This is a genomic window from Streptomyces sp. NBC_01454, from assembly GCF_036227565.1.
GTDB lineage: Bacteria > Actinomycetota > Actinomycetes > Streptomycetales > Streptomycetaceae > Streptomyces.
The window spans coordinates 154036-175126 of the sequence record NZ_CP109462.1; the positions used below are offsets into that span (position 1 = coordinate 154036).

Below are 21091 nucleotides of genomic sequence, written 5' to 3' on the forward strand. Positions count from 1 at the left end.
TGTTACGCAGCTGCGGTGCGATCGGCCGGCCTGGCGGCGCTGCCACCGGGGCCGGGAAGACGCAGGCGACCGGAGCCGATGAGACAGACTCCGCCGCCGACGTCGATCGACTGGATGTCATCTTGGTCGGCCACCGCCTGCGCGTACAAGGTGGATGGCCGGTTTACGGCCTCGCCCTGGATGAGGGTGAGCTGGACGCCGGAGGCCAGGAGTCGGTGACGTACGAGGTGCGCGGCGAGGGGACCGGCCGCCGATCCGCACGCGGGATCCTCGGGGACGCGGTCGTAGGGGGAGAACATGCGGGTAACCGCGGTGGTGGGGCCGGTGAGGGCGAAGACGTTGATGCGGGCTCGGCTCTCACCGGCGGCGCGGCCCAGGGCGGGGAAGTCGGGGACGATGGCGCGCACGGCCTCGGGGGAGTCGGCCATCACGTACAAGTGCGGGATTCCGGCGTCGTACAGGGTGACAGGCAGCAGACTCTGTTCGAGGCCGAGTACGGCGATGAGTTGGGCGGCTTGTTCGTCCGGGACTGGTGAGATCTTCGGGAGGGGTTGGCGCATCCACGCGGTGTAGCGGTCCTCGCTGAGGCGGTGGGTGGTGACCGGCACGATGCCGACGTTCGTCTCGACGCGCAGCGTGGTCTCCTCGGCGACCAGGTGCTGGGCCAGGACCGCGGCCGTGCCGAGCAGCGGGTGGCCCGCGAAGTCCACCTCGCAGACCGTGGAGTACAGCTTTGCCCTGACGTCGCCGCCCGCCTCGGCGGGGCGCAGGAAGACGGTCTCGGACAGGTTCATCTCCAGGGCGATGGCCTGCATCACGGTGGCGTCCACCGCCGTGAGCTCGGTGAACACGGCGAGCTGGTTGCCCCCCAGCGGAGTATCGGTGAACACGTCGGCGAGGTCGTAGCGCACAAGAAGCCCCTGTTCAGGTCGAGGAGCGCGGGCCGTCGCGCTTCCGCCCCATGTGGACACGAGCCCGGGCCCAGTGGCGGCACCCGGAGGATGCGGAGGCTGTCGGCCCGGTAGAGCGAAGGCGGCAGGCGGCGGCACACCGCGCTGCCGCATACCGGCGAGCGATGAGACCACTTCCGTGCAGCGGACGATCGTGGTCCCGGATAATGAAGTCCCCTACGCTATCGGACTGTTCACCGAGGCGCCGGTGATCCCCATCATCGGTGAACGGCTGGCCAGGACCGTCCGGATCGTGGTGCCCGTGGACATTCCGGGTAGTGCGCGGCCGCAGGGCCGACCGCCGCCCCGGGACAGGTTCCGCGGGCGCGAAGGTGCCGTCTAGGGTTGCGGCATGCCTGCGCATCCCCTTGCTGACCTGGCCGCCGCCCTGCGGTCCAAGACCCTCGCCTTTCTTCGTGCCCCGGTGAGCCGCGAGTTCTGGGGCATGCTCGTCGACCAGGGGCACACATTCGTGATGCCGGCCGCGTGGTCGGCCCTGCCTCGCTCTCGTCAGATCGAGGGGCTGCTCGCCGCAGAGGGCAAGCGGGTCGCGGACGGCACGACGTTCGCGATGGACGCCGGCCTCGTGCGAGCGGCGCGTGAAGTAGGCCAAGACCAGTCGATTCCCCTGCCGTTCACCCCGGATGTGCTGCCCGCACCGTCGGGCATGCTTGCCTTCTCCTCCGACGAGCCGCTGACGCATCTCCCCTCGGGGGATCCGGTGGTCGCGGTCACCTGGGGGCCGCCCATGGACGGCTTCTCCCCGGGGGTGCATCTGACCTGGTGGGCGCCGATGCGAGAGGATGAACAGGAGCGGGACGCCGCCGCCCGGGGCCGTCTGATCCCGATCTTTCCGGACTTTGACCTCCACCTGTCCTTCCTCCCGCTCTTCGACACCCGCCTGCACCTGCAGCAACTGCCCTCCGGGCTGATCTACTCGGCGGTCCCGCTGCGCAGCGTGGTGGCCGCCTGGTACGCCCTCACCGCGGACAGCGCCACGCTCCGCGAGGAACGGCCGCAGGCCACCGTCACGCAGGCGCTGAAGGAGCAGAAGGCGAAGAAGCGCGGCGTCCAGGTCGCCACCGGCCGCGGAGCCGACACCGCACACCGCAGCATCACCGAGCGCGCCGCGCAGAAGATGAGCGAGTTGGGCGATAGCGACATCTTCGAACCTTCGCCGGAGCTCGCCGCCACCCCGAAGAGAGCCGATCACGGGGTCTTCGACGCGACGCTCGACCACCGGCTCGAAGCCGGCCACCGGCGGTTCGCTCATATCTACCGGGAAGCGGCCGACCACTGGCACCGCCTGGAGATGCAGGTCACCCAGCGGTACCCCGGAATCTTCGAAGGACTGGAAGAACTGCGCGCGCAGAACAGCTCGCAGTGGCAGCCATGGTGCTGGATGCCGAGCGGCCGCGTATCCGGGTGGCTCATAAAGATGTACGACGCGCCGGTCGACCAGGCCTCGTGGGACGGGCCCCGGATCGCCGCGCTCGGAGCCTGGCGCAGCGGAGGGCGCCACAGCGTCCTGACCACACTCCCGCTGCAGGAGACGGCCAGCGACCGCGTTCCCGCAGACCTGACCGAGACGATGCCTGCTCCCGGCCTGGGCCTGGTCATCGACGACAACGGCACCGTGCACCTGCTGCTGACCTACCTCGACGAAGTCGGCGAACGCGGCACCGCAGACGCCGAACTCGTGCTCATCTCCAACTACGGCGAGCCCACCCGCATGCTCGAGGACATCACCAAACTCACCGTGTTCCTCACCGGGAACGACCTCCTCGACGCGGTGAAGGTCACGCAGGCGTACTACGACTACGCCGCGGTCCAGAACGGCACGGAACCCCATCCCGCCGATGAGGCCCTGTACGCCGAACACGCCTACGCCCTAGGTTTCTTCACCGGGCTGCTCGCCGGTATCTGCGCGCCTGGTGCCGAGCTGAAGGATGCCGGAGCGCTGACCGGACGCAAACTGCCGGCTCCGTGGCCGCCGGAGCCGAACGTGCTCTCCGAAACGACGCTCTGGCTCCTGACCGGGACGCCGACGGCGACCTGAGGCGAAGGCCACACGGCAAGGCGGGACACAGCGCCGGTTGCGGCCCTGAAGCGTCGGGAACGGCGCAGGGAGAGGAAGTGCTCGTCGTGACGGAAATGCCTGAGCCTGAGAGGGCGGAACTGCGCATCCCGAAGGCTGCCTTGGAGGCGCTGGCCGCGGCCGTGGAGGTCCGCACCGTCGCCACCGTGAAGGACGCCGGCGGCCTCGACTGGTACTACCCGCTGGGAACGCGGGACGAGGACCACGTCGAGTTCGCTCTTATGCCCGGCGGTGAAGAGGTCTTCCTGTGCATGTCCTCGCACCGCGAGCAGACGCTCGTCGTGACGATCGAGCAGTGGTACGAACTGGTCGGCCACATCACCCTGCCAGGGACAGACGGCTGATTCGACGTCGAAAACGCCGGCGGCCAGATCCCCACGCCTGCCAGCGAGCGTGATTGGTAGACCGTGTCGCTACCGGATGTGATCGATGCTGACGGACAACGAGTGACCGGTGGGCAGCAGCGCCCGATACCGACGACCCGGCCGGTGCACGCGGGAGTCCGTGTCGGGTACCAAGCCCTCCAGCACGCCTTGCGCGGCGTGATCTGATCTACCGCCAACCGTTGCTCGGCCAGGGGCAGTTGATGGGGGGTGGCGATAATGACGTAGGGGCCCTCCTCTCGATCGCAGGCGAAGGTAACGGCCAGCGGCGGCAGCGACTCGACGTCGTCCAGGAGCTCCGCCACGTTCACAAGTTGTCGCTCAAGATCCCGCATAAGGACAGCATTCCGTAATCGTTGGGGCCTGTCGCACAGCGACGGCCGGGTACTTCGGTTCCACCACTACAAGGCGCCATCGCCTGGGTAGTCGACGTCCAGACGGCATGGAGATCACCGGCGGTAGGTGGCGAGTTCCGGCCCTGTCTTCTGGCAGTCGAGGGGGTCCGGGTGGATCGGCAACGGCCCCAAAGGCCCTGTGCTCCACGGGGCTGTGCCATGGTCAATGGCGCCATCGCTTGCCACAGGCCGTCCAGGGTGTCTCGTTCACAACATGTCGAGCACCTTCTTCCGCTCTGGGGAAGAGGCCGCCGAAGACGACACTGGTCTTCAGCAGGCCGACCGTCCAGCACAGCACGGCTGCGACGGTGACCGTGGTGGCGACGGCGGCCCAGGTGGTGATCTTCCGCATGGAGCGGAAGTCTGCCAGGGGAAAGGTTCACGGCTTGGTTGGCACGTCTAACGTGCTCCCATGAACGATCACGGTGTTGCTCACGGTTTCACGTCGGTGGACACGCAGCCCCGGCCCGCCGAGTGGGTTCACGTCCTGGACCGGTTGAGTGCGGAGCCGTTCTACGCTGCTTACAAGGAGCGCTTGCAAGAGTTCCTGCGTGCCCAGGCTGGCGGACTGTTCCTTGAGGTCGGAGCGGGTACCGGGGGCGCCGCCGTGGCCCTGCGCTCGCGTTGTGGGGCCGAGGTCGTCGCGGTCGACAGCTCCTTGACGATGATCGCGCAGGCACGGGACCGAGGACTGCCGTACGCCGCTGTCGCGGACGGGCACAGGCTGCCGTTCGCAGCGGGTCGGTTTGACGGCGCCTGGGCCGACCGGGTCCTGCAGCACGTCGCCGAACCGGCCCGGGTGTTGGACGAGTTGCTGCGGGTGGTCCGCCCCGGCGGCCGGGTCGTCTTGGCAGACCCGGACTACGACACCCAGGTACTAGACATCGACGACCAGGAGCTTGCCCGCCGGGTGCTGCGCTTCCGGGTCGATGCGGCGCTGCGCAACGGTTCGCTGGCCCACCAGCACGCCGGACTGCTCGCTGCCCGCGGCCTCCACGACATCACGGTGGAAGCCCGGACTCTGGTAGTGCGCGACCCGTCGGCGGCCGACAATGTCATGGGCCTGCGTACCTGGGCGCACACCGCCGCAGCCCGGGGCTACCTCGACCTCATGGACGCGGACCGGTTCGTGGCCCAGTTCGACGATGCCGTGCGCGCGGGTCGCTTTACATACGCCGTCACGTTCTTCCTGACTGCGGGCACGCTGCCCTTGCCAGGCTGATGGCCAGCGGGTGGCGCCATACGGGCCGGTCCAGTCCGTTCGACGACCGATCACCCCCGGATCGGTCCCGGATGTGGTCCCGTTGCGCCGCCGCGCTCAGCCCGGCGGGGCGAGCGCCGCGGCGCATAGTGCTAGCCGCGCCCCCGGCGGAGGCGGTGCTTGCGCTCGAAGGAGTACGTGTGTTGCGGTCGGGTTCCTGCCGCTCCCACACCAGCCACAGGGCCGATACGGTGGCCGAAGTGCGGATGCCCGGACGGATGCTCTTGCCGATCTCCGAGGCGAACTGGTCTGATCGTGCGGCCAGTTCGGGCGTATCACTGTCCTGAGCTAATGGTGCAGTCGGGTATCGGAACTCCCCGAATAGCCGGGGGCGCACCGCGTCTCGTTTGGTGAGGCTGAAACAAGAGACATGTGTGTGACGTGCAGCAGATCAACGTCAAGATCCGCTGCCTTTGTTGATGGCCACGTCGACCGGCGGCCACGGGTACGGTGCGGTGAAGACTGTCGGCCGGGGCCCGCGCCCGGAGATGTCTGCGGGCCGATCGGACAGGGCTCCCACCACGGTCATTGCCGTCGATCGCCAGGTAGGTAGGGTGGGCCGGCGCCTCTGGGCCCGAGCCTTCAGCCGGTCGCGTAGGTCAGCGTCACCGAGCCACTCGCGGAGAGCGCCAGCCCAGGCGGCGCTGTCCCCTGGAGGGAGGAGCCGGCCCGGGTAGCCGCCGGACGTCTTGCCTACGGCCTCGGGCACGCCTCCGACGGCCGAGGCATACACCGGCACTGCCCGCGCCAAGGATTCCGTGAGGACCATGCCGTACGTTTCCTCATGGCTGGGCAGGACCAGGAGGTCGGTCGTGCGGTACGCGGCGTCCAGCTCGGCGCCAACTAGGGTGCCGACCAGTGAGATCCGGTCGGCGATACCGGCCTCGTCAATCATGTGACGGAGGCGGGCGACATGAGTGGGGTCCTGCTCAAGGCTGCCGGCGAGCCGCAGGTGCCAGGTCAGGTCCGTAAGGCCCGACAGGGCCGTGATGATCGTCGGATGTCCCTTGCGCGGCGTGAGGGAGGCGACACACAGCAAGTCGCCGCCGTAGCCGAGGGCCGCCTCGGACTCCTCATGAACGCCAGGCACCGCAGCGTGCACCGTGTTCGCGGGCAGGTTGTGGTGGGAGGCGATCTTGGCGGCAGTGTGGGCGCTGGTGGCGATGACTGCGGACACGCACTGAAGGGACCGACGCTCGGCCGTATCCAGTTCCCGGGCCACCACTGGGTCCAGGCCCGTCTCGTCGGCGAGGGGTAGGTGCACGAGGATCACCAGACGAAGCCGCTTTGAAGCGGCTTCCATGATTTCGGGGACGCCGCACGCGACCAGGCCATCGAGCAGCACAGTTGAGCCGCTGGGCAGGATGTCCAGGGTGTCGGCCAGCCTGCGGCGGTCCTCGTCGCTCGGACGTGGCCAGGTGCCCTCCACGGGCAGCAGGCGAGATGTCCATCCGAGCTCCGACAGTGCCTGGTGCAGTTCGAGGTCGTAGACGTTTCCGCCGCTCGGGCGGCTCTCATCCCTGATGCCGACTGGCACGACGAATCGAACAGAAGTGATCATGCAGCGGTTCCCCTGATAGTCGGGAGCGCACCGCGCCCCGTTCGGTGAGGCTCAACCAGAGCGTGTTGTTTTCGGCTTCGAGCACAACGGCTTCAGAAGACCAGGGCCACGTGGTCGCCGAGGACGTACTGGATGGCGGTGAGGCCATATCCGTGACGGGCAAGGGAGTCGTCCCAGTTCCGTTCGTCGGGGTCGTGCTCGTAGCGCAGGCGCTGCCAGCGGACAGAGACTGGGTCGGACTTGTCCTCGATGTCATGCCCCAGGTTCTCCAGGTGAGCCTCCCACCGCCGGACGATGTCGAGATCGGTCTCCCCGGAACGCCGGCGAATCAGATCGTCGACCGCCTGCCGGGCCACAGCGGCAGGTTCGATGCGCTGCTCCCGGGCCGCGATGTATACGGCTGTTGCGAGCGCAGAGATCCCGTCCTCCTGCGAGGCGTCGCTGTCTCTGTCGCTGAAGCGGTTGGCACGGGTGTTGATCAGCTCGCGGGTACGTTCCCACGCCCGCGTCCACTCGGCGGGGCCGCCCTCGCCCTGCCATGTCCGCGACTGCTCGTTGATCGTCATCATGCGGCATCCTTCGAGATCGTGGTGAAGGCCAACTCCTATACGCCCGTGGCCGTCTGAGACAAGACGGCGGAGAGTCAGGGCTGGCGTGCGCCGTGGCCGTGTCACCTGATGAGGTGGTGCGTGAGTCAGCGCAGCGGGCGGACCATGGTGGCGTAGATGGTTAGCTGGCTGCTGCCTCAGCGTCGTTCGGTGCGATTCGCCCAACCCCCTTGACCCCCGCGCCCGGCCCGGTGAACGTTTGCGGATCAGGGAAGACCAGGGCAGGACTACCAATACCAAAGGACCGATATGTCTGAAATCCATCGACCGCTCCCGCCCGAACTCGGCATCGGCCACGTGCCAGCAGGTGTTGAAGCGTCCCTGGCTACGCAGCCAGGCGGTGTCGGCCGCGATGTTGGCCTGGGGCAGGGCCCTCATAACCGCGTCGGCGCCGAGCGGGTCGAGCGCGGCCGTGGTCGAGTCGAGGTCACGGGTGAGCGTCATAGGTCCTCTCCCAGCTCCCGGGGCCCCGGGAGCGCGGTCATTCGATGGGCAGGTCGTCCCGGTAGGACCACACGCGGCCGGCGCTGAGGTGGTCGAGGTAGTCCAGCAGGGGTTCGATCTCGGGCCGGGTCGCGGTGGAAGACGCCAGGACGGCCCTGGCCTGGTCCAGCGGCAGCAGGACCGCGCCGGTGACTTTGCCGTCCGGGTCGTGCACGGCGATCTCGCCGTCCCACTCGGCGCAGTCGAAGGTCAGCACGACGGTGGAGGGGTACCGGTCGGTCGTGGTGTTGACCAGGTAGGCCAGCGGGCCCACCGCCGTCAGGTTCAGACCCGTCTCTTCCTTGACCTCGCGGATAAGGGCCTCGGTGAGGAGTTCGCCGCGCTCGACGCCGCCGCCGGGGATGGACCACATCTCCTGGCCGTCGCGCTGTTCCTGGACCAGGACGATGTGCTCGCCGCGGCGCAGCAGTGCGGCGACGACCTGGACGCCGGGCCCGGTGACGGGTGCGGGAGCCGAGACGGCGGTGGCGGTTTCGTTGGTGGTCATGTTCGCTCCAGTTCGGTTCGCAGGGCCGCGGTGCACCCGGGGAGCTGGGTGGGGTCACGGCCGTGCCAGTACAGGAAGTACGACAGGGTGATGACCAGGCGGTGAAAGGCGAGGTGCTGCTCGAACAACGGGTCGGCCGGTTGTCCGCGTTGCTGCCAGTAGGCGTCCAGCATCCGTTGCCGGTCGTCGGCGGAGGGCAGGCACCAGCGGTCGGGTTTGACGAAGTCGCTGGCGTATTCCGCGGTGGTGGCGTGGTCGAAGTCGAGCAGGGCGATCTTGCCGCCGGGACGGATGAGGATGTTATCGGGGTGGATGTCCTGATGGGTATTCACGCACTGCAGTTCGCGGAGCTGTTCGGCCAGCAGCAAACCTCGTCGGCGGGCCGCCTCGGCGAGAGCGGTGGGAATCAGGCGGTGCCGGATGAGGGCGTCGAGGAAGTCGGAAAGCTGCCGGGGCGCGGACGACTACGTTGCGGTGTTCGACGCCGACGCGGTCCCCGATGCCCGCCTCGCCGCGGGCAGCATCGGCTGCTGGATCATCGCGCGGCCGGTCCCAGCAGTCCGGGTTCGGCCGACTCCCGTGCGCACATTGCCGCAAGCCCCCGCTCAGCACCGCTGCCCGAACTCGCAGCACTATGCGGGAGAGCGCTGCTCCTCGACGACTGTGTACAGATGTTCGCCGTGCGCCCAGCGCTTGAGCTCCGGCCGTCCGATGAGGACGATGCCGTGCCGCTGGGCAAAGTCAACTGCGGGCCTGGTGAAACCGTTGAGTGCCACGATGACGGCGATGTCCGCGTGGTGTTCGGGAACCGCGGTGCCGTTGAACTTCTGCAGCGCTCCCGATCCGACCGGGGCGCTGTATTGCTTGCACTGCACAACGACTTTGTGGTCGTCCGGGTCCCAGGCCAGGACGTCCGCACCCAAGTCTCCGGATCCGCCGACCCGGCGGGGGCGCACGAACCCGTCCCGGGCCAGCAGGTCGGCGCATGCCTGCTCGAAGCCGTTCGCGCTCATCGCGGCGAGCTGCTTCATCCGGAAGGTCAAGACCTTCGGCGCGGTACTCCCGGGCTCGCTATCGCTGCTCTCGTTCGCGCTGTCGTCGGGTGCGTCGCTGTAGGCGACGTAGCCGCCCCGGTCAGAGAAGACCACGAAGCACAGCAGCACGAGCGTGCCCAGGATGATCAGCGCGAACCACCAGGGGTGCCCCATGAGCCATCCCCACACGTCGTCCCTGAACCAGCCCCCGACGTCATCGCGAACCCAGGGCCACGCATCCTCCTTGAGCCACGTCCAGGCGACCTTGGCGATGGCTATGCCGAGGATCAGCCAGAGGATGCCCTTCAGTACAGGGTCCAGTGACCCGTCCTCGTCGAACACCATTCCCTCTTCCCTGCCCTGTCGGAGTCGCTCGGTGGCCCGCGCTATGCAGCTCGTCGAACCGTCGTCTTGCGTGGTCTGCGGGCGGGCAGGCGCAACAGGGTGTGCAGCGGGACTCCGTCCTCGGCCCACTGCCGCAGCCGCTCGCGGTCGACCCAGTGGATCTGGTGCCGCTCGCCCCATGCCTTGGCGTCGCGGGTGAAGCCGCCGTTGGTGACCACGACCGCGACATCGGCCTTGTGGACGGGCCTGGCAGTCCCCTTGACCTGGTACATCACCTTGGAGTCGACCTTCCCGCCGACGGTGGTGTGCTTGGCCTGCAGCACGATCCGCCCCCGCTGGGTATGCCGGCCGATGACGTCGGCGGCCTGATCGCCGGCCTGTCCGACCTGCTGCGCGGACCAGCCGTCACGGATGAGCAGATCCCGGAGTGCGAATTCGAAATCCGTATCGCTGAGAGCGTCGATCCGCACCAGAGGGAGGCGGAGAACCGCGAGGAGCGCGGCCTGGGCCCGCCGCTGACGAGTCCTCCTGATCTGCCATCCGACGGCAGCCAGCAAGGCCGCCACGGCCGCGGCGACCGCGAGTGGCCACTCGCGCACGATCGTGTGCCACAGCCCCGTGGCAGCCTGAACCAGCATGGTGGCCACCGCCAGCGCGACGATGCCCGCTGCCACCTGTTCGCGGCGACCGCGCGGCGCGCGCAGTCGGATGCCGCCCATCACCGGCTCGAGGAGGCGGACACCGACGGCGAGGGGGAGGCTGGCTTGTCTGTCTCGGCCCCGCTGCTGCTGGTGTCGAACCCGATGACCTGTCCCCACAGCCAGACGAAGGCAGCGATGCCCGCGATGGTCCAGAAACCCAGCTTCTTTCCGCGGGGTCGCGGATTCCTTCGGATGTGGCGGCGAACCTCGTGAAATCCGTCCGGCGGCATGCCCTTTTCCCCTCCTGTGACCTGGCAACTTGATGATGCTGCCCTTCCGGATATGGGTGTATCAGCGGGCACTGACAAAAACTGATGGATCATCACGACGGCTGGCCTGCATCGATGACAAACCAGCCAGGAGCCCTTCAACGCCCGCCGTGTGAGTCCGAGTTCATGGTGAGATCTGCCTCTGACCTGGCGTTTTCCTGCACTGTGTGACCGTGATACCTCGCAGGCGTGCCATCGCGTCCCGCCGATTCACCGTCGGACGGTGAGAGCTCACCAGCGTCGATGCCGGAAAATGCCCGTGGAAAGCGGCGCACAGTTGGCGAGTAAAGAGTGGTGCCGATCAACGTCCGACACCGGATCTGGCCACCGCTTTTCGGCCTCCGGAAATCGGGCTCAGCGCACCGGCAGAAGTACCACTGTTCCGCTCTCGGATGTTTCGTGAACGACCCGCGCGCCACGGCATGCGACCACTACCGTCCGGAGCGGAGCCCCACGAGACGACAGGAGCACGACGTTGGAGAACTTCTTCGTCCCCAAGAAGATCTGGCAGGGCGGAGGTCCCTACCCGCACGCTCTGGAAGGGCAGGCATTCCGGGGAGATGGGGGGCCGCGTTCGTGACGGCGACGACGACGGTATCCGCCCATTGTCCGCGGGCCGAGGCGCCGTAGCGGCCGGTCAGGATTTCACTGACCTTGGGCACCGCCTGCACCCGGGCCGCGATCTGATCTACCGCCAACCGTTGGTCGGCCAGGGGCAGTTGATGGGGGGTGGCGATAATGACGTAGGGGCCCTCCTCTCGATCGCAGGCGAAGGTAACGGCCAGCGGCGGCAGCGACTCGACGTCGTCCAGGAGCTCCGCCACGTTCACAAGTTGTCGCTCAAGATCCCGCATAAGGACAGCATTCCGTAATCGTTGGGGCCTGTCGCACAGCGACGACCGGGTACTTCGGCTCCACCACCACAAGGCGCCATCGACATAGTTGGCGAGTTCCGGCCCCGTCTTCTGGTAGTCGTGGGGGTCCGGGTGGATCGGCACCAGTCCCAAGGCCCTGGGCTCCACGGGGCTGTGCCACGGTCAGCGGCGCCATCGCTTTCAGGCTGGCACAGGCCGGCCATGGCCGCCGGTGGGGTCGGGGACCTGTGTTTCTTCGTGTCCGCCGTTACCCGGGTGGCAGTAGGGGCACCAGGGGTTGTACATCCGGTGGAAACGGTTGACGAACGTCTGCGCCACGATCAGCGCGTTGATGGTGATAGTGGTCGTCGTGGAGACCGGCGTACCGCTGAAGGACAGCTGAAGCGCGACGGCCACGAGTGCGGCGATCCAGTAGAATCGCCGGCCCTTGTGCTCCACGCTGAAGAGCCAGCTCTTCCCGGCCGCGTACTCGGGGGCGTCGACCCGGAACTCGGTGACGCACGGCTCGCACAGAGTGCCACTGTGTCGGCCGTCCGCGATGAAGGCCGCCAGGACCAGGAAGAACGCGAAGCTGGTGATACTGCTCCAGGGGCCGTGCTCCGGGACGAAGACGACCGCGCAGACCATGGCGACGATGGCGCCAACGACAAACCAGTGGCTGCGGTGGCAGATCAGGCGCAGTCGCTGTGCGAGGCGCAGCGAGCGTGCAGAGGGCTCCCGGGGCGGGAGGAATACGGCGTGGCGGGCCTTGAAGAGGTAGGCGGCCAGGAGGCTGAGACCGATCCACGTCACGCCCACGGTCCTGGCGGTGGCGCTGAGCGAGATCGCGTCGTTTGGCTGGTCTTCCCTGTACGGCATGAACACAGGGGTGGCGATGAAGCAGAGAACGAAAACTCCGACGACGAGGGGCCACAGGCGCGCGTAGGCGAGGACGAGCCTGTAGCGGCGCTTCTTCAGGACGTCGGCCGTCTTGGTTGCGCGCGGGCAGGTGGGCTCGATGCCGTGCCCCCCGATGTGGAAGACCAGGAGGATCACGCTCACTCCCAAGAGTCCCCACTGACCCACGCTGAACAACCAGTGCCGGTCGCTGAGTTGCGCCATGACGGCGGCTGCTGGCAGCAGTAATGCGATGAGGAGCAGCCCGCGGCATGCGAGCCACGCGACGAAGCGGTTGGTTGTTGCGAAGTAGATTCCGTTCACAGCGTCTTCTGATCCTTTTCAAGAGTGACGTTCAACTTGACGCCCATCGCGTTGGCGATGCGGAGCAGCGTGGTGAGGCTGGGGAGCTTGTTGGCGCTTTCGAGCCGGGAGATGTGCGGCTGCTTCATGCCTGTCCGGACTCCCAGTTCGCCTTGGGACCAGCCGAGTTCGTTCCGCCGGTCTGCAACGGCTTGGGCGACGAGATAGGCCAGGTCGCGTTCTGTGAGCGGCTCGAATTCAGGTTCGAGGCCGGGGGGTGCGGTCGCGTGATGGCGGATGTCGTCCATACCAAAAAAGTTATGCCATACCACTATTGGTATGTCAAAGGTGCTGGTCAGATGCACGGAAATCAGTGACCGCGCCGAGCAACTCGCCTGTGTAGTGCTGTGTGCCCGAGTGAGTCACTCGGGCAGGCGTGTCGACGGCCCGTGAAGCGGTCTACCCTCCTGAGACCGCAGACCTTGACCGGTACGTGGTGACCGCCTGGTTGAAGACCTCGGTGACGCGCTCATGCTGTGCGGCCGGGCCCTGGACGTAGATGACGTGGTAGCGGCCGTTGATGATGGCAGCCTGGTTGCAGGCGTAGAGCAGGGCGCCCGTGGCATCTGTGTACGTGTAGTGGCCCTCGGCGAGAGACTGGCCCGCTCCGATCTCGATGCGTCGCACGCCCTTGGCAGTGCCGTCGGGATCGGCCCGGTAGGTGGCGAGTTCCGGCTCGGTCTTCTGGTAGTCGAGCGGGTCCGGGTAGTCGTCAGCGCTGTCGCGGCCGGGTACGACGATCAGGGTGAGGCCGTCGCGGGTGAAGCGGACGCGGGACCGGGAAGGATCGGGGTGGCGTTTCCACCCGGCGCCGACGGTGACCTGGAAGCCAGCCCGGTCGTGAGGAGTCGCGCCGGCGGACGACTGGCCCGAGGGGATGGGGCGATCTGCGGGGTGTGCCGAGGCCGGCGTGGTCGTGGCCAGGGAGTCCGGGGTATCAGCTTGGCCTGGACGGGACAGGGTGTGCACTGCGTAGACCGTCGTGCCCAGGGCCAGGGGGAGTGCGGTGGCGATGAGGAGGGTGCGTCCGCGCAGGCGAGGGATCACCCGCGTACGACGGTGTCGCCCCTGCCGCACGGCTACTGGCCCGGCGGGTCGGATGCGGACCAGGTGGCCGCGGAAGCGCAGCACCGGCAGCCGCCCGGCCGGCGAATCGGCTGGCTCCCTCGGCGGCGCGGGCTCACGAGCGTCGCGCAGCAGGGAGACCAACCAGGCCTCGGCCTCGATGATGGACAGCCGCTGCGAGGGGTCCTGCCGCAGCAGCGACTCGATGACGGCGCGCATCTGCCCGCAGTCCTCGGCGAAGGCAGGCGGTTCCGCGCACACCATGGCGACGAGTTCCTCGACATCCTCCTCCGGGTAGGGCGGGTGGCCCTGGAGCGCGCGGAAGAGCAGGACGCCGAGTGCCCACAGGTCGACACCCGGCCCGACCGGCGGTGCGAGCTGCCACGTTTCAGTGACGGGCGCGGCCTGCTCGGGCGCCCACCGCTCGGTGACGGCGCCGATCCGCACGATCCGCGCGTCGCGCGCCCGGCGGGCCTCGAGCGCCGAGGTCGGACCGGGAAAGTCGTCCGCCTCGTCGCCGAGAGCAGTTGGCGGCCCGACGTGGTCCGGGCCGGACGTGGGCGGGTGACCGGCAGAGCGGGAGGGGAGGGCGGCTGTCTGACGCTGGGCGTCGGCGCGCAGGGCGGCCGACCCGCCACCGCCGCGCGCGTGCGTGAACCCTGCCGGCAGTCGCCCCGGCCAGGGCAACTGCGTCTGAGGACCGGGCTCGGGGGAGGTTTCCGGCCGGTTGAGGGACGAGCGGCGGGTGGTCTCTTCGCCGCGAGGGTGGGGGAGCGGCCGGGGTCGGTAACCGCACAGCGCCTCCTCGGCGATGCTCTGCGCGAGGCCGTCAATGAGAACGCTGCCGTCGTCGCCGATGAACACGGTGTCCGCCGTGATGTTGCGGTGGAGCCAGCCGCGCGCGTGCAGGTGCCGGAGCGCGCGCAGGATCTCCCGCGCGATCTCGGCGGACCGGAACGGCGTCAGCGGCGTACGGGTGAGTAGGGCCGACAGCGGGCGCGTGGCGACGCGCTCGCTGACGATCCACAGCGTCTCGTCCTCGATCAACACGTCGAAGACCTGGGCAAGATGAGGATGGTCGGGCAGACGCGTGAGGGTACGCACCGCCTCGCATGCGGTGCGCGTGGGTTCTTCCACCTGCGGGCCGTCTGGCGAAGCAGCAGGTGCGTACATCAGCCGGTCGGCGGTGAGCGTCTCGGGGAGGACGACGCGGGTCAGTTTCACCTCGTGCCCGGTGAGCGTGTCCACACCGTGCACAACGGGCGCATCGGCTATCTCCGGCTGGCTCTCTGCGGGCAGGCGGTACCGCCTGCCGAGCATCCGCGTCGCATCGTCGTTCATTGTCGTCCCTCTCGGCCCTCGGTTCTGCCTCGGCCACGCCCCCTGTCAGGCGTGGAAGAGGCAGAACCGGGTGCCTCCTTCATTGGCTGGTGCCGAGCTCCTGGTTGTCGCGCACCAGGGGCGCACGTCATATCCGGTCACAAGGTCCGCGGCGTGGAAGACCGTGGTGATCTGATAGGTCACTGCCCGGGCCACCGGGACCGGCCACGGATGCAGAACTGACTGCGCCCGACGGCATCACGCATCGAACAGCAGCAGGTAGACGTGCAGGACCGTCAGCCTGTCGGGCGAGGTGGCCCCCTGAACTACGGAGTGGACCTCTTCACGATCTGGTCTCCTTCCTCAGCGCCGTACCCACGGTGGCTTCACGGGAGCGGGCGCCCGGCCAGGTTCGCCGGGGCGTCCATGCGCCCAGACCAGCGTCGGGCTGCTCATGCCATCGGCCCGAAGCCGATGCACGCGAGGGCCTTGTCGTCGGACACCTTGTAGCGGGGGTGCTTGATACCGCTCGGGTCGTCGTGCTCGTAGGAGTGGATGGTCTCGACCACCTGCTGGGGTCCGATCGCGGTGCAGGCGTCGGCGAAGGCGTCCCAGGACCAGAGCCCGTAGGGCTCGACACCGGCCAGGGCGCCGTCCGTCATGACCCACATGCGCTTGATGTCCGAGACCGGCCAGGATCGCACGACGGCGTGGCGGGCGGCTGCCGGCGTGGCCTCGGCCACCCAGTACGCCAGCGGGTCACCGACCTGGTTGATGTGCTGTATCTGGTGATCTCGCAACTGCTGAACTACCCGGCGGTGTTCGGGAGCGGTGAACCCGCACCCGGCGCGGAGCTGCTCGAACATGACGTCCCGGGCGGGGGAGAGGCGGACGAGGGTCTCCAGGCGCTCGTCGCGCAGCACCTCGAAGCCGTCGCGCTGCTCGACGACCACGGGCGTGTCGCAGAGTACGAGCGCGTCGACCATGTGGTCGTGGGGGCGGTGGCGCACGATCGCCACGGTGGCCGCCGGCGAGGCCCCCGGGACCAGGCCGTGCTCGCCGGCCACCGTGGTCAGGGCCTCGTGGAGCGTGATGCGCAGGTCGAGGTGCTGTGCGCGGTCGTGAACAGAGATGACCTCCTCGCCGAGGGTCTGTGCGTACCAGCCGCCGCGGGGGGTGTCATCGGTGAGGGTGGAGACGCCGTCGAGGACGACCACCAGGGTGGAGTCGGCATTGACGAGGATGCGGTCCTCGGACGGGCGGCCACCGCCGGAGAGTTCCCCGGTCGCTATCTGCACAGGATTGCCTTTCATCGTCTTCGTACTGAGGTCGGGGCGTTGGCACGCATCGGTGCGGCCGCCGGGGCTACGTCTGAGCGCCGCCTTTGCCGAGCGGCACTTCGGCGATCACCGTCCACGTGTACTTGTCTCGCCAGGCCTGTTCCTGGTCGACGAGGACGGCTCGGGTCACCGTCATCCGGGGGCGCGGCGGGCGGAGCTTGACCAGGGCCCGGGTCAGTTCGTCGTGATCCCACTGGGCACTGCTGTAGGCCAGGCTCAGATGCGGCCAGAACCGCTCGGGGGCCTTGGGCATCGTGTCCGCGCCGACCACGCTTTCGGTTGCGCGCCGCAGCGCCCAGTACAGCTCCGAGATCCGATCCTCGGGGTAGATCGCCGGCACGATGCCGTTGTGGATCGCCTGTGCCGGTCCGATCTCGATCTCGAACGGCTCGATCCCGGCCAGTGCCGGCCGTGCGGCATCCGCTACCGCGGCCGCCGTCTCGGCCGTCAGCGGACCGACCGACTGGAGCGTGCCGTGCAGCCACTCCACCGGTACTGGGCTCAACTCAGCGTGCTGAGCCAGAAGGCCGACATGGGCCCGTGCGAAGTCGTGCACGGCGGGCTGGTCCTCGAACAGCAGATGCCAGTGCGCCCGCCGTTCCCCCTCGGGCCAGTGGTGGGTCTCCCAGAAGTCCCGCATCACGCCTCCCTGGAGACCTTGGACGGGTCGATCTCGCAGATCACCGGCAGGTGATCCGAGGCTTCCCTCGCGGCCGGGCTCGTGTGCGTGCTGTAGCTGACCAGGGCCGGCACGACGGGCCGGGTGGCGTACACCAGGTCGATACGGCGCGCACCCCACGGGTCGGGATCACCCTGCCCGTCCTCCCAGTGCCCGACGGTCGCCTGCCACGGCACCCCGAGATGGGCGGCGGCGTCGACCATGAACCCGCGCCGCAGGAGGACCTCGCTCTGGCGGCGGTCGGCCAGCTGCGTGGTGCCGATCGTCCCCTCCAACAGCTGGTACTCGAGGTCGTCGTGGTCATGGTCGAGGTAGGGCTCGGGATCGTAGTACTGCTCGCCCTCCGGCCCGTCGACGTTCGCGGCCGACAGGGCGTTGAAGTCCCCCAGCGCCAGGCCGGGCTTGGCGCCACCGGTGGTGCGGAAGGCGCTCTTGATGCGGAACGCCTCGTCCCGGCGCCAGTTCCCGCGGAACGGATCGCCGTGGTACGAGGCGACCGTGACCGGCTCGGCGGACCCGATGTCGAAGCGCACCGTGGTGAAGCCGTGCCAGAAGTCCGGGGCACCGTACGGGCGGAAGCCTCCTGCGACCGGCTTGACGGCGCTGGGGTTCCACAGGAGTGCCGTGTACCAGCCGCGCGCCAGGTTGTTGGCCATCGCGGTGGGGCCGGGCGTGCCATCGGCGCGCAGGGTGGTCGCGCTCAGCCCGGTCTCGGCGGCGAGCTGCTGGATGACCGTCGATGCCTCGGTCGCCCACTCTTCGGCCGGTCGGGTCTCGTCGACGATCACCTCCTGGAGGGCCAGGATGTCCGGGGCGATCTCGCCGATCGCGGTCACGCGCGCCTTCCACGACGCGGTGTCGATCGTGTCGCGGCCGAGCTTGTAGGCGTTGAGGTTGGCAAGACGTATGGTCCGCACGAAGTCCCCTCCTGCTATGCGTTGTTGGTTGTTACTGGTGTGCTGGATCTGGACGAGCTGGCGGCACGGGCGGGGCGGGGCGGGGCGCGTGCCGGGGCGAACGGTGCGCTCATACGTGCGTCGCGCGGAGTTCGGTAACCGGGCCCGCTGCCGCGCGGGGGATACCCCACCGTTCATGCGCCCAGCGGGCGGCGAGTTCGGCCTGCTGGTAGCCGCTCTCGCCCCAGCCCAGGAGCGCGGCCGCCTGGTCAGGGGTGGCAAGCAACCGAGCGAAGACGCGGCCGGTGGCCGGATCCACCCCGGCCGGCCCGACACCTGTGACGGGGGCCGCCAGGCGGAGGCGTGCGCACGGCCCGATGCCCCCGTAGACCTCCCCCGTCGCGTCATGGACCCAGCCGAGCCGGACGATGTCGTCGCCGATCGTCACCTGAGCCTCTTCGATCGCCTCGCGCCGCAGCGTCTCCTCGGGCGAGGCGTCCGTGGTCTCGACCGTTCCTCCCGGCAGCGCGGGGAGCCGGTTGCCGGGGTCCACGACGAGGATCACGCGGCCGTCCGGTACGAACAGCCACCCCCACGACTGCATCACCGATAACCCCGCCGGCACCGGTTCCGAATGCCAGGGCCACGTGCGACCGGCCCGGGGCCGGACATACACGTCGTGGCGGTCCAGCGGCGGGACCTCACCGACGTGCCGGCCGCTCTCCAAGTGCGCGGTCGTGCCGGACAGCCGGGCACGCAGCGCGGCGAGCATGATCTGCCCGTCGACCGGGATCATCCGTTCGCGGGCCTGCGTGGAGTCGACGAACTCGAATCCCAGCAACTCGTCGGCGGGCACGCGCAGCGCCGCCATCTCCTCCCTGGTGAGAGTGCCGCCGTCCAGGATGTACCGGACCTCACCGGGCACGGTCATGCCGGCATCGATGTCCGGATGATCCGGGGGCAGCCAGTGCACGGCCAGAAGCCGACCCGGCGTCCGCTCCACGCCGAGTTCCTCGCGGACCTCCCTCACCCACGCCTGCGCGGGGCTCTCCCCGGGCTCGGCGCCACCGCCGGGCAGCAGCCACTGCTCACGGTAGGTGGGCTTGACCAGCAGAACGCGGCCGAGCGGGTCGGTGAACAGGGCCGCAGCGCTCATCCAGACCGCGTTCCGGGAGCGGGCGTACTCAGCCTCCGGCATCTGCGGTTGCTCAGGGAGGGCGGGGGCGGTCTCGTGCTCCGTATTCATCAAGGACTCCTTGTCCGCGCGCGGGTCTGGGGGTTCGGGAGTGTCGGCCGGCCCGGGGCACCGCTGCAGTCGGCGATGCCCTCGTGCCGGGTGCGCGACGGAGGGCAGCCAGGTGACGGTCAACAGATGTCGGTGGTCGGGCTGTTGAGCGGAACAGGGCTCAGGGTGCGGCAGGCTGCGAGGCACACGGATCAGTGGCGAGGGTGATGTTCATCCACGGCACGGCTTCCTCGCGGAAGGAGTGCCCAACGGGATCGGTGCCGCTGCGGTCGTCGAGGCTGAAGCCGGTCACCATGACCATGTCCGAGCCGTTGGCGACGGAGACGAGATGAGTCCCGCAGCGCGGGCAGAAGCCCCGCTTCAGGGTGGGGTAGGTCGCGAACCAGGTGGGTTCACCGCCGGGACCGGTCCACTTCAGTCCGTTCTTGTGGAAGCCGACCCAGAGCACGGCGGGGCCGCCCGAGATGCGGGTTTCATGTTCACAGGAACACAGGTGCGGGTCGTCCGGCGTGCCGAGCACCTCGTATGCGATGTCACCGCACTGGCAGTGTCCCGTGCGGCGCTCCGGTTCCAGTCCTGCCGCCGCGGCACCCGGAACGGGCGCGGGCCGGACCGGAAGAGCTGCAGGTGGCAGAGCGGGGTCATCAGAGGCGGGCGTTGTCGTGCGGAGCGAGGGGTTCATGGATTCCTCGGGAAGGTGGGGGAGACGGAAGCGGACGGACTACCAGGTGATGGGGTCGGTGAGTTCGGTGACGGGCTGGCGGGTGGCTCGGGGGAGACCGAGTTGTCGGCGGGCCTGGTGGACCGCGGCGAGTTGGTGTGCGGTCGCCGGCCCCCAGTCGAAGAGTTCGGCGGCTTGTTCGGGAGTGGCCAGGATGCGGGTGTAGGTGTGGCCGGTGGCCGGGTCGGGCTGGGCGGGACCGATTTCGGTGAGTGCGGCGGCGTAGCGCAGGTATCCGCGCCGGGCGGAGGGGTCGGTGACGTGTCCCAGGAGCAGCGGGTTGATGATCCGGGCGGCTGCTTCTTCTTCGGTCTCGCGGCGCAGGGTGGCTACAGGGTCGTCGTGGTCCTGCTCCTCGGGTGTGCCGCCGGGCAGGATGGCGACTGCGGTGTCGGGTTCGAGGAGGACCAGGACGCGTCCGTCCGGCGCGAACAGCCAGCCCCACACCTGCGTGACGGTGAGGTCCTGCAGGGCCGGTCCGGGGTGCCAGGGGTAGCGGTAGGCCGGGCGGGCCGTCCGTAGAACGCCGAGGCGGTCTAGGACTGTGGGGGCGATGGGTTGGCCGTTCTCCAGGAGTGCCGTGCCGGCGGAGTTGATCCGGGCCCGCAGCGCGGACAGGGCGCGTCGGGTGTCGGCCGGGGAGAGCAGCTCGGGCAGCCGGGCGGGTTCGACGAATTCGACTGCGGTGATCTCGCTGGGCGGTAGACGGATTTCGCCGATCCGGTCGTCGTTCCAGACTCCGCCGTCGAGGACGTGGAGGAGCTCGCCGGGAAACCGCATGGCCGCTGGTGCGCTGGTGCTGCCGGCGGCGACCCAGTCGACGGCCAGGCCCTGGTTGAGGGCAGCGGTGATCCCGAGTTCCTGGCCCAGTTCACGGGCGGCGGCGTGAGCGGGGGACTCGCCCTGGTCGACGGCACCGCCTGGCAGGAGGCATGTGTCGAGATAGTCAACATGTTGGACCAGGACCTGCCCCAACTGGTTGGTGATCAGCACGGACGTCCCGACCCACAGGGCGGCCGAGGCGCGCAGAGCGCCGTACGCCTCGTCGGTCATGGCGCTGCCGGGCAGCTCGCCGGGAACGGATGTGGTCGTCATGACTCTCCAGGTCAGAAGG

At 68.8% G+C, this 21091-nt stretch carries 20 protein-coding genes; 3 read left to right on the plus strand and 17 right to left on the minus strand.

Annotated features, from left to right (window positions below; all coding sequences use genetic code 11):
• Positions 1-2 precede the first annotated feature (2 nt).
• Entirely contained in the window at positions 3-911 is a 909-nt protein-coding gene (locus OIU81_RS40605; RefSeq protein WP_329155923.1) for a PhzF family phenazine biosynthesis protein, read from the minus strand.
• Between the two features lie 391 nt (positions 912-1302).
• Between OIU81_RS40605 and OIU81_RS40610 the strand changes: the two genes are divergently transcribed.
• Together OIU81_RS40610 and OIU81_RS40615 are read left to right on the plus strand one after the other, a co-directional pair.
• A complete protein-coding gene (locus OIU81_RS40610) occupies positions 1303-3009 on the plus strand; it encodes a hypothetical protein (RefSeq protein ID WP_329155925.1) in 1707 nt (568 codons plus the stop codon).
• 95 nt (positions 3010-3104) lie between these two features.
• The gene (locus tag OIU81_RS40615; RefSeq protein WP_329156301.1) at positions 3105-3392 is read left to right on the plus strand and encodes a hypothetical protein; all 288 of its coding nucleotides are present in this window, start codon (positions 3105-3107) and stop codon (positions 3390-3392) included.
• Positions 3393-3989: 597 nt separating this feature from the next.
• Here OIU81_RS40615 and OIU81_RS40620 read toward each other — a convergent pair.
• Positions 3990-4178 (minus strand): hypothetical protein, encoded by a 189-nt coding sequence (locus tag OIU81_RS40620; protein WP_329155927.1) that lies wholly within the window; start codon positions 4176-4178, stop codon positions 3990-3992.
• Between the two features lie 60 nt (positions 4179-4238).
• On the opposite strand from OIU81_RS40620, the gene OIU81_RS40625 reads away from it, so the two are divergent.
• Positions 4239-5048: a methyltransferase domain-containing protein gene (locus OIU81_RS40625; RefSeq protein ID WP_329155928.1), complete on the plus strand. Its 810-nt coding sequence runs from the start codon at positions 4239-4241 to the stop codon at positions 5046-5048.
• Positions 5049-5484: 436 nt separating this feature from the next.
• On the opposite strand, the gene OIU81_RS40630 is transcribed toward OIU81_RS40625, so the two are convergent.
• The 15 genes from OIU81_RS40630 to OIU81_RS40700 form a co-directional block, all read right to left on the minus strand.
• Positions 5485-6648: a glycosyltransferase family 4 protein gene (locus OIU81_RS40630; protein WP_329155930.1), complete on the minus strand. Its 1164-nt coding sequence runs from the start codon at positions 6646-6648 to the stop codon at positions 5485-5487.
• A gap of 92 nt (positions 6649-6740) precedes the next feature.
• Positions 6741-7217, minus strand: coding sequence for a hypothetical protein (locus OIU81_RS40635; protein ID WP_329155932.1), 477 nt, complete (start codon positions 7215-7217; stop codon positions 6741-6743).
• 520 nt (positions 7218-7737) lie between these two features.
• Positions 7738-8247 (minus strand): NUDIX hydrolase, encoded by a 510-nt coding sequence (locus tag OIU81_RS40640; protein ID WP_329155934.1) that lies wholly within the window; start codon positions 8245-8247, stop codon positions 7738-7740.
• Positions 8244-8669, minus strand: a complete 426-nt coding sequence (locus OIU81_RS40645) for a phosphotransferase family protein (protein ID WP_329156302.1) — start codon at positions 8667-8669, stop codon at positions 8244-8246. The genes OIU81_RS40640 and OIU81_RS40645 overlap by 4 nt, the downstream gene beginning before the upstream one ends.
• A 210-nt stretch (positions 8670-8879) precedes the next feature.
• On the minus strand, positions 8880-9626 hold the full coding sequence (locus OIU81_RS40650) for a restriction endonuclease (RefSeq protein WP_329155936.1): 747 nt from the start codon (positions 9624-9626) through the stop codon (positions 8880-8882).
• Positions 9627-9667: 41 nt separating this feature from the next.
• A complete protein-coding gene (locus tag OIU81_RS40655; RefSeq protein ID WP_329155938.1) occupies positions 9668-10345 on the minus strand; it encodes a restriction endonuclease in 678 nt (225 codons plus the stop codon).
• Positions 10346-11651: 1306 nt separating this feature from the next.
• Positions 11652-12671: a hypothetical protein gene (locus tag OIU81_RS40660; protein WP_329155940.1), complete on the minus strand. Its 1020-nt coding sequence runs from the start codon at positions 12669-12671 to the stop codon at positions 11652-11654.
• Complete coding sequence (locus OIU81_RS40665; protein ID WP_329155942.1) at positions 12668-12958, minus strand: helix-turn-helix domain-containing protein; 291 nt, start codon at positions 12956-12958, stop codon at positions 12668-12670. The genes OIU81_RS40660 and OIU81_RS40665 overlap by 4 nt, the downstream gene beginning before the upstream one ends.
• Before the next feature lie 151 nt (positions 12959-13109).
• Positions 13110-15116 carry a protein kinase domain-containing protein gene (locus tag OIU81_RS40670; protein ID WP_329155944.1) on the minus strand — a complete coding sequence of 669 codons (2007 nt, stop codon included), beginning with the start codon at positions 15114-15116 and terminating at the stop codon, positions 13110-13112.
• 431 nt (positions 15117-15547) lie between these two features.
• Positions 15548-16408: a hypothetical protein gene (locus tag OIU81_RS40675; RefSeq protein WP_329332107.1), complete on the minus strand. Its 861-nt coding sequence runs from the start codon at positions 16406-16408 to the stop codon at positions 15548-15550.
• 52 nt (positions 16409-16460) lie between these two features.
• Complete coding sequence (locus OIU81_RS40680) at positions 16461-17075, minus strand: 2'-5' RNA ligase family protein (RefSeq protein ID WP_329155946.1); 615 nt, start codon at positions 17073-17075, stop codon at positions 16461-16463.
• A complete protein-coding gene (locus tag OIU81_RS40685; protein WP_329155948.1) occupies positions 17075-18031 on the minus strand; it encodes an endonuclease/exonuclease/phosphatase family protein in 957 nt (318 codons plus the stop codon). Before OIU81_RS40685 ends, OIU81_RS40680 begins: the two co-directional genes overlap by 1 nt.
• A 109-nt stretch (positions 18032-18140) precedes the next feature.
• A complete protein-coding gene (locus OIU81_RS40690) occupies positions 18141-19256 on the minus strand; it encodes an NUDIX hydrolase (protein WP_329155950.1) in 1116 nt (371 codons plus the stop codon).
• A 160-nt stretch (positions 19257-19416) separates the two neighbouring features.
• Positions 19417-19938 carry a GFA family protein gene (locus OIU81_RS40695; RefSeq protein ID WP_329155952.1) on the minus strand — a complete coding sequence of 174 codons (522 nt, stop codon included), beginning with the start codon at positions 19936-19938 and terminating at the stop codon, positions 19417-19419.
• Between the two features lie 39 nt (positions 19939-19977).
• Complete coding sequence (locus OIU81_RS40700) at positions 19978-21072, minus strand: NUDIX hydrolase (protein WP_329155953.1); 1095 nt, start codon at positions 21070-21072, stop codon at positions 19978-19980.
• Between the last annotated feature and the right edge of the window lie 19 nt (positions 21073-21091).

What these genes read in the sequence shown, in the direction of transcription:
- OIU81_RS40630 (WP_329155930.1), bottom strand. Translation starts at nt 6,648, where the DNA reads ATGATCACTTCTGTTCGATTCGTCGTGCCAGTCGGCATCAGGGATGAG.
- OIU81_RS40620 (WP_329155927.1), bottom strand. Translation starts at nt 4,178, where the DNA reads ATGCGGAAGATCACCACCTGGGCCGCCGTCGCCACCACGGTCACCGTC.
- OIU81_RS40695 (WP_329155952.1), bottom strand. Translation starts at nt 19,938, where the DNA reads ATGAACCCCTCGCTCCGCACGACAACGCCCGCCTCTGATGACCCCGCT.
- OIU81_RS40675 (WP_329332107.1), bottom strand. Translation starts at nt 16,408, where the DNA reads ATGAAAGGCAATCCTGTGCAGATAGCGACCGGGGAACTCTCCGGCGGT.
- OIU81_RS40690 (WP_329155950.1), bottom strand. Translation starts at nt 19,256, where the DNA reads ATGAATACGGAGCACGAGACCGCCCCCGCCCTCCCTGAGCAACCGCAG.
- OIU81_RS40625 (WP_329155928.1), top strand. Translation starts at nt 4,239, where the DNA reads ATGAACGATCACGGTGTTGCTCACGGTTTCACGTCGGTGGACACGCAG.
- OIU81_RS40640 (WP_329155934.1), bottom strand. Translation starts at nt 8,247, where the DNA reads ATGACCACCAACGAAACCGCCACCGCCGTCTCGGCTCCCGCACCCGTC.
- OIU81_RS40650 (WP_329155936.1), bottom strand. Translation starts at nt 9,626, where the DNA reads ATGGTGTTCGACGAGGACGGGTCACTGGACCCTGTACTGAAGGGCATC.
- OIU81_RS40615 (WP_329156301.1), top strand. Translation starts at nt 3,105, where the DNA reads ATGCCTGAGCCTGAGAGGGCGGAACTGCGCATCCCGAAGGCTGCCTTG.
- OIU81_RS40665 (WP_329155942.1), bottom strand. Translation starts at nt 12,958, where the DNA reads ATGGACGACATCCGCCATCACGCGACCGCACCCCCCGGCCTCGAACCT.
- OIU81_RS40635 (WP_329155932.1), bottom strand. Translation starts at nt 7,217, where the DNA reads ATGATGACGATCAACGAGCAGTCGCGGACATGGCAGGGCGAGGGCGGC.
- OIU81_RS40680 (WP_329155946.1), bottom strand. Translation starts at nt 17,075, where the DNA reads ATGCGGGACTTCTGGGAGACCCACCACTGGCCCGAGGGGGAACGGCGG.
- OIU81_RS40670 (WP_329155944.1), bottom strand. Translation starts at nt 15,116, where the DNA reads ATGAACGACGATGCGACGCGGATGCTCGGCAGGCGGTACCGCCTGCCC.
- OIU81_RS40655 (WP_329155938.1), bottom strand. Translation starts at nt 10,345, where the DNA reads ATGGGCGGCATCCGACTGCGCGCGCCGCGCGGTCGCCGCGAACAGGTG.
- OIU81_RS40610 (WP_329155925.1), top strand. Translation starts at nt 1,303, where the DNA reads ATGCCTGCGCATCCCCTTGCTGACCTGGCCGCCGCCCTGCGGTCCAAG.
- OIU81_RS40700 (WP_329155953.1), bottom strand. Translation starts at nt 21,072, where the DNA reads ATGACGACCACATCCGTTCCCGGCGAGCTGCCCGGCAGCGCCATGACC.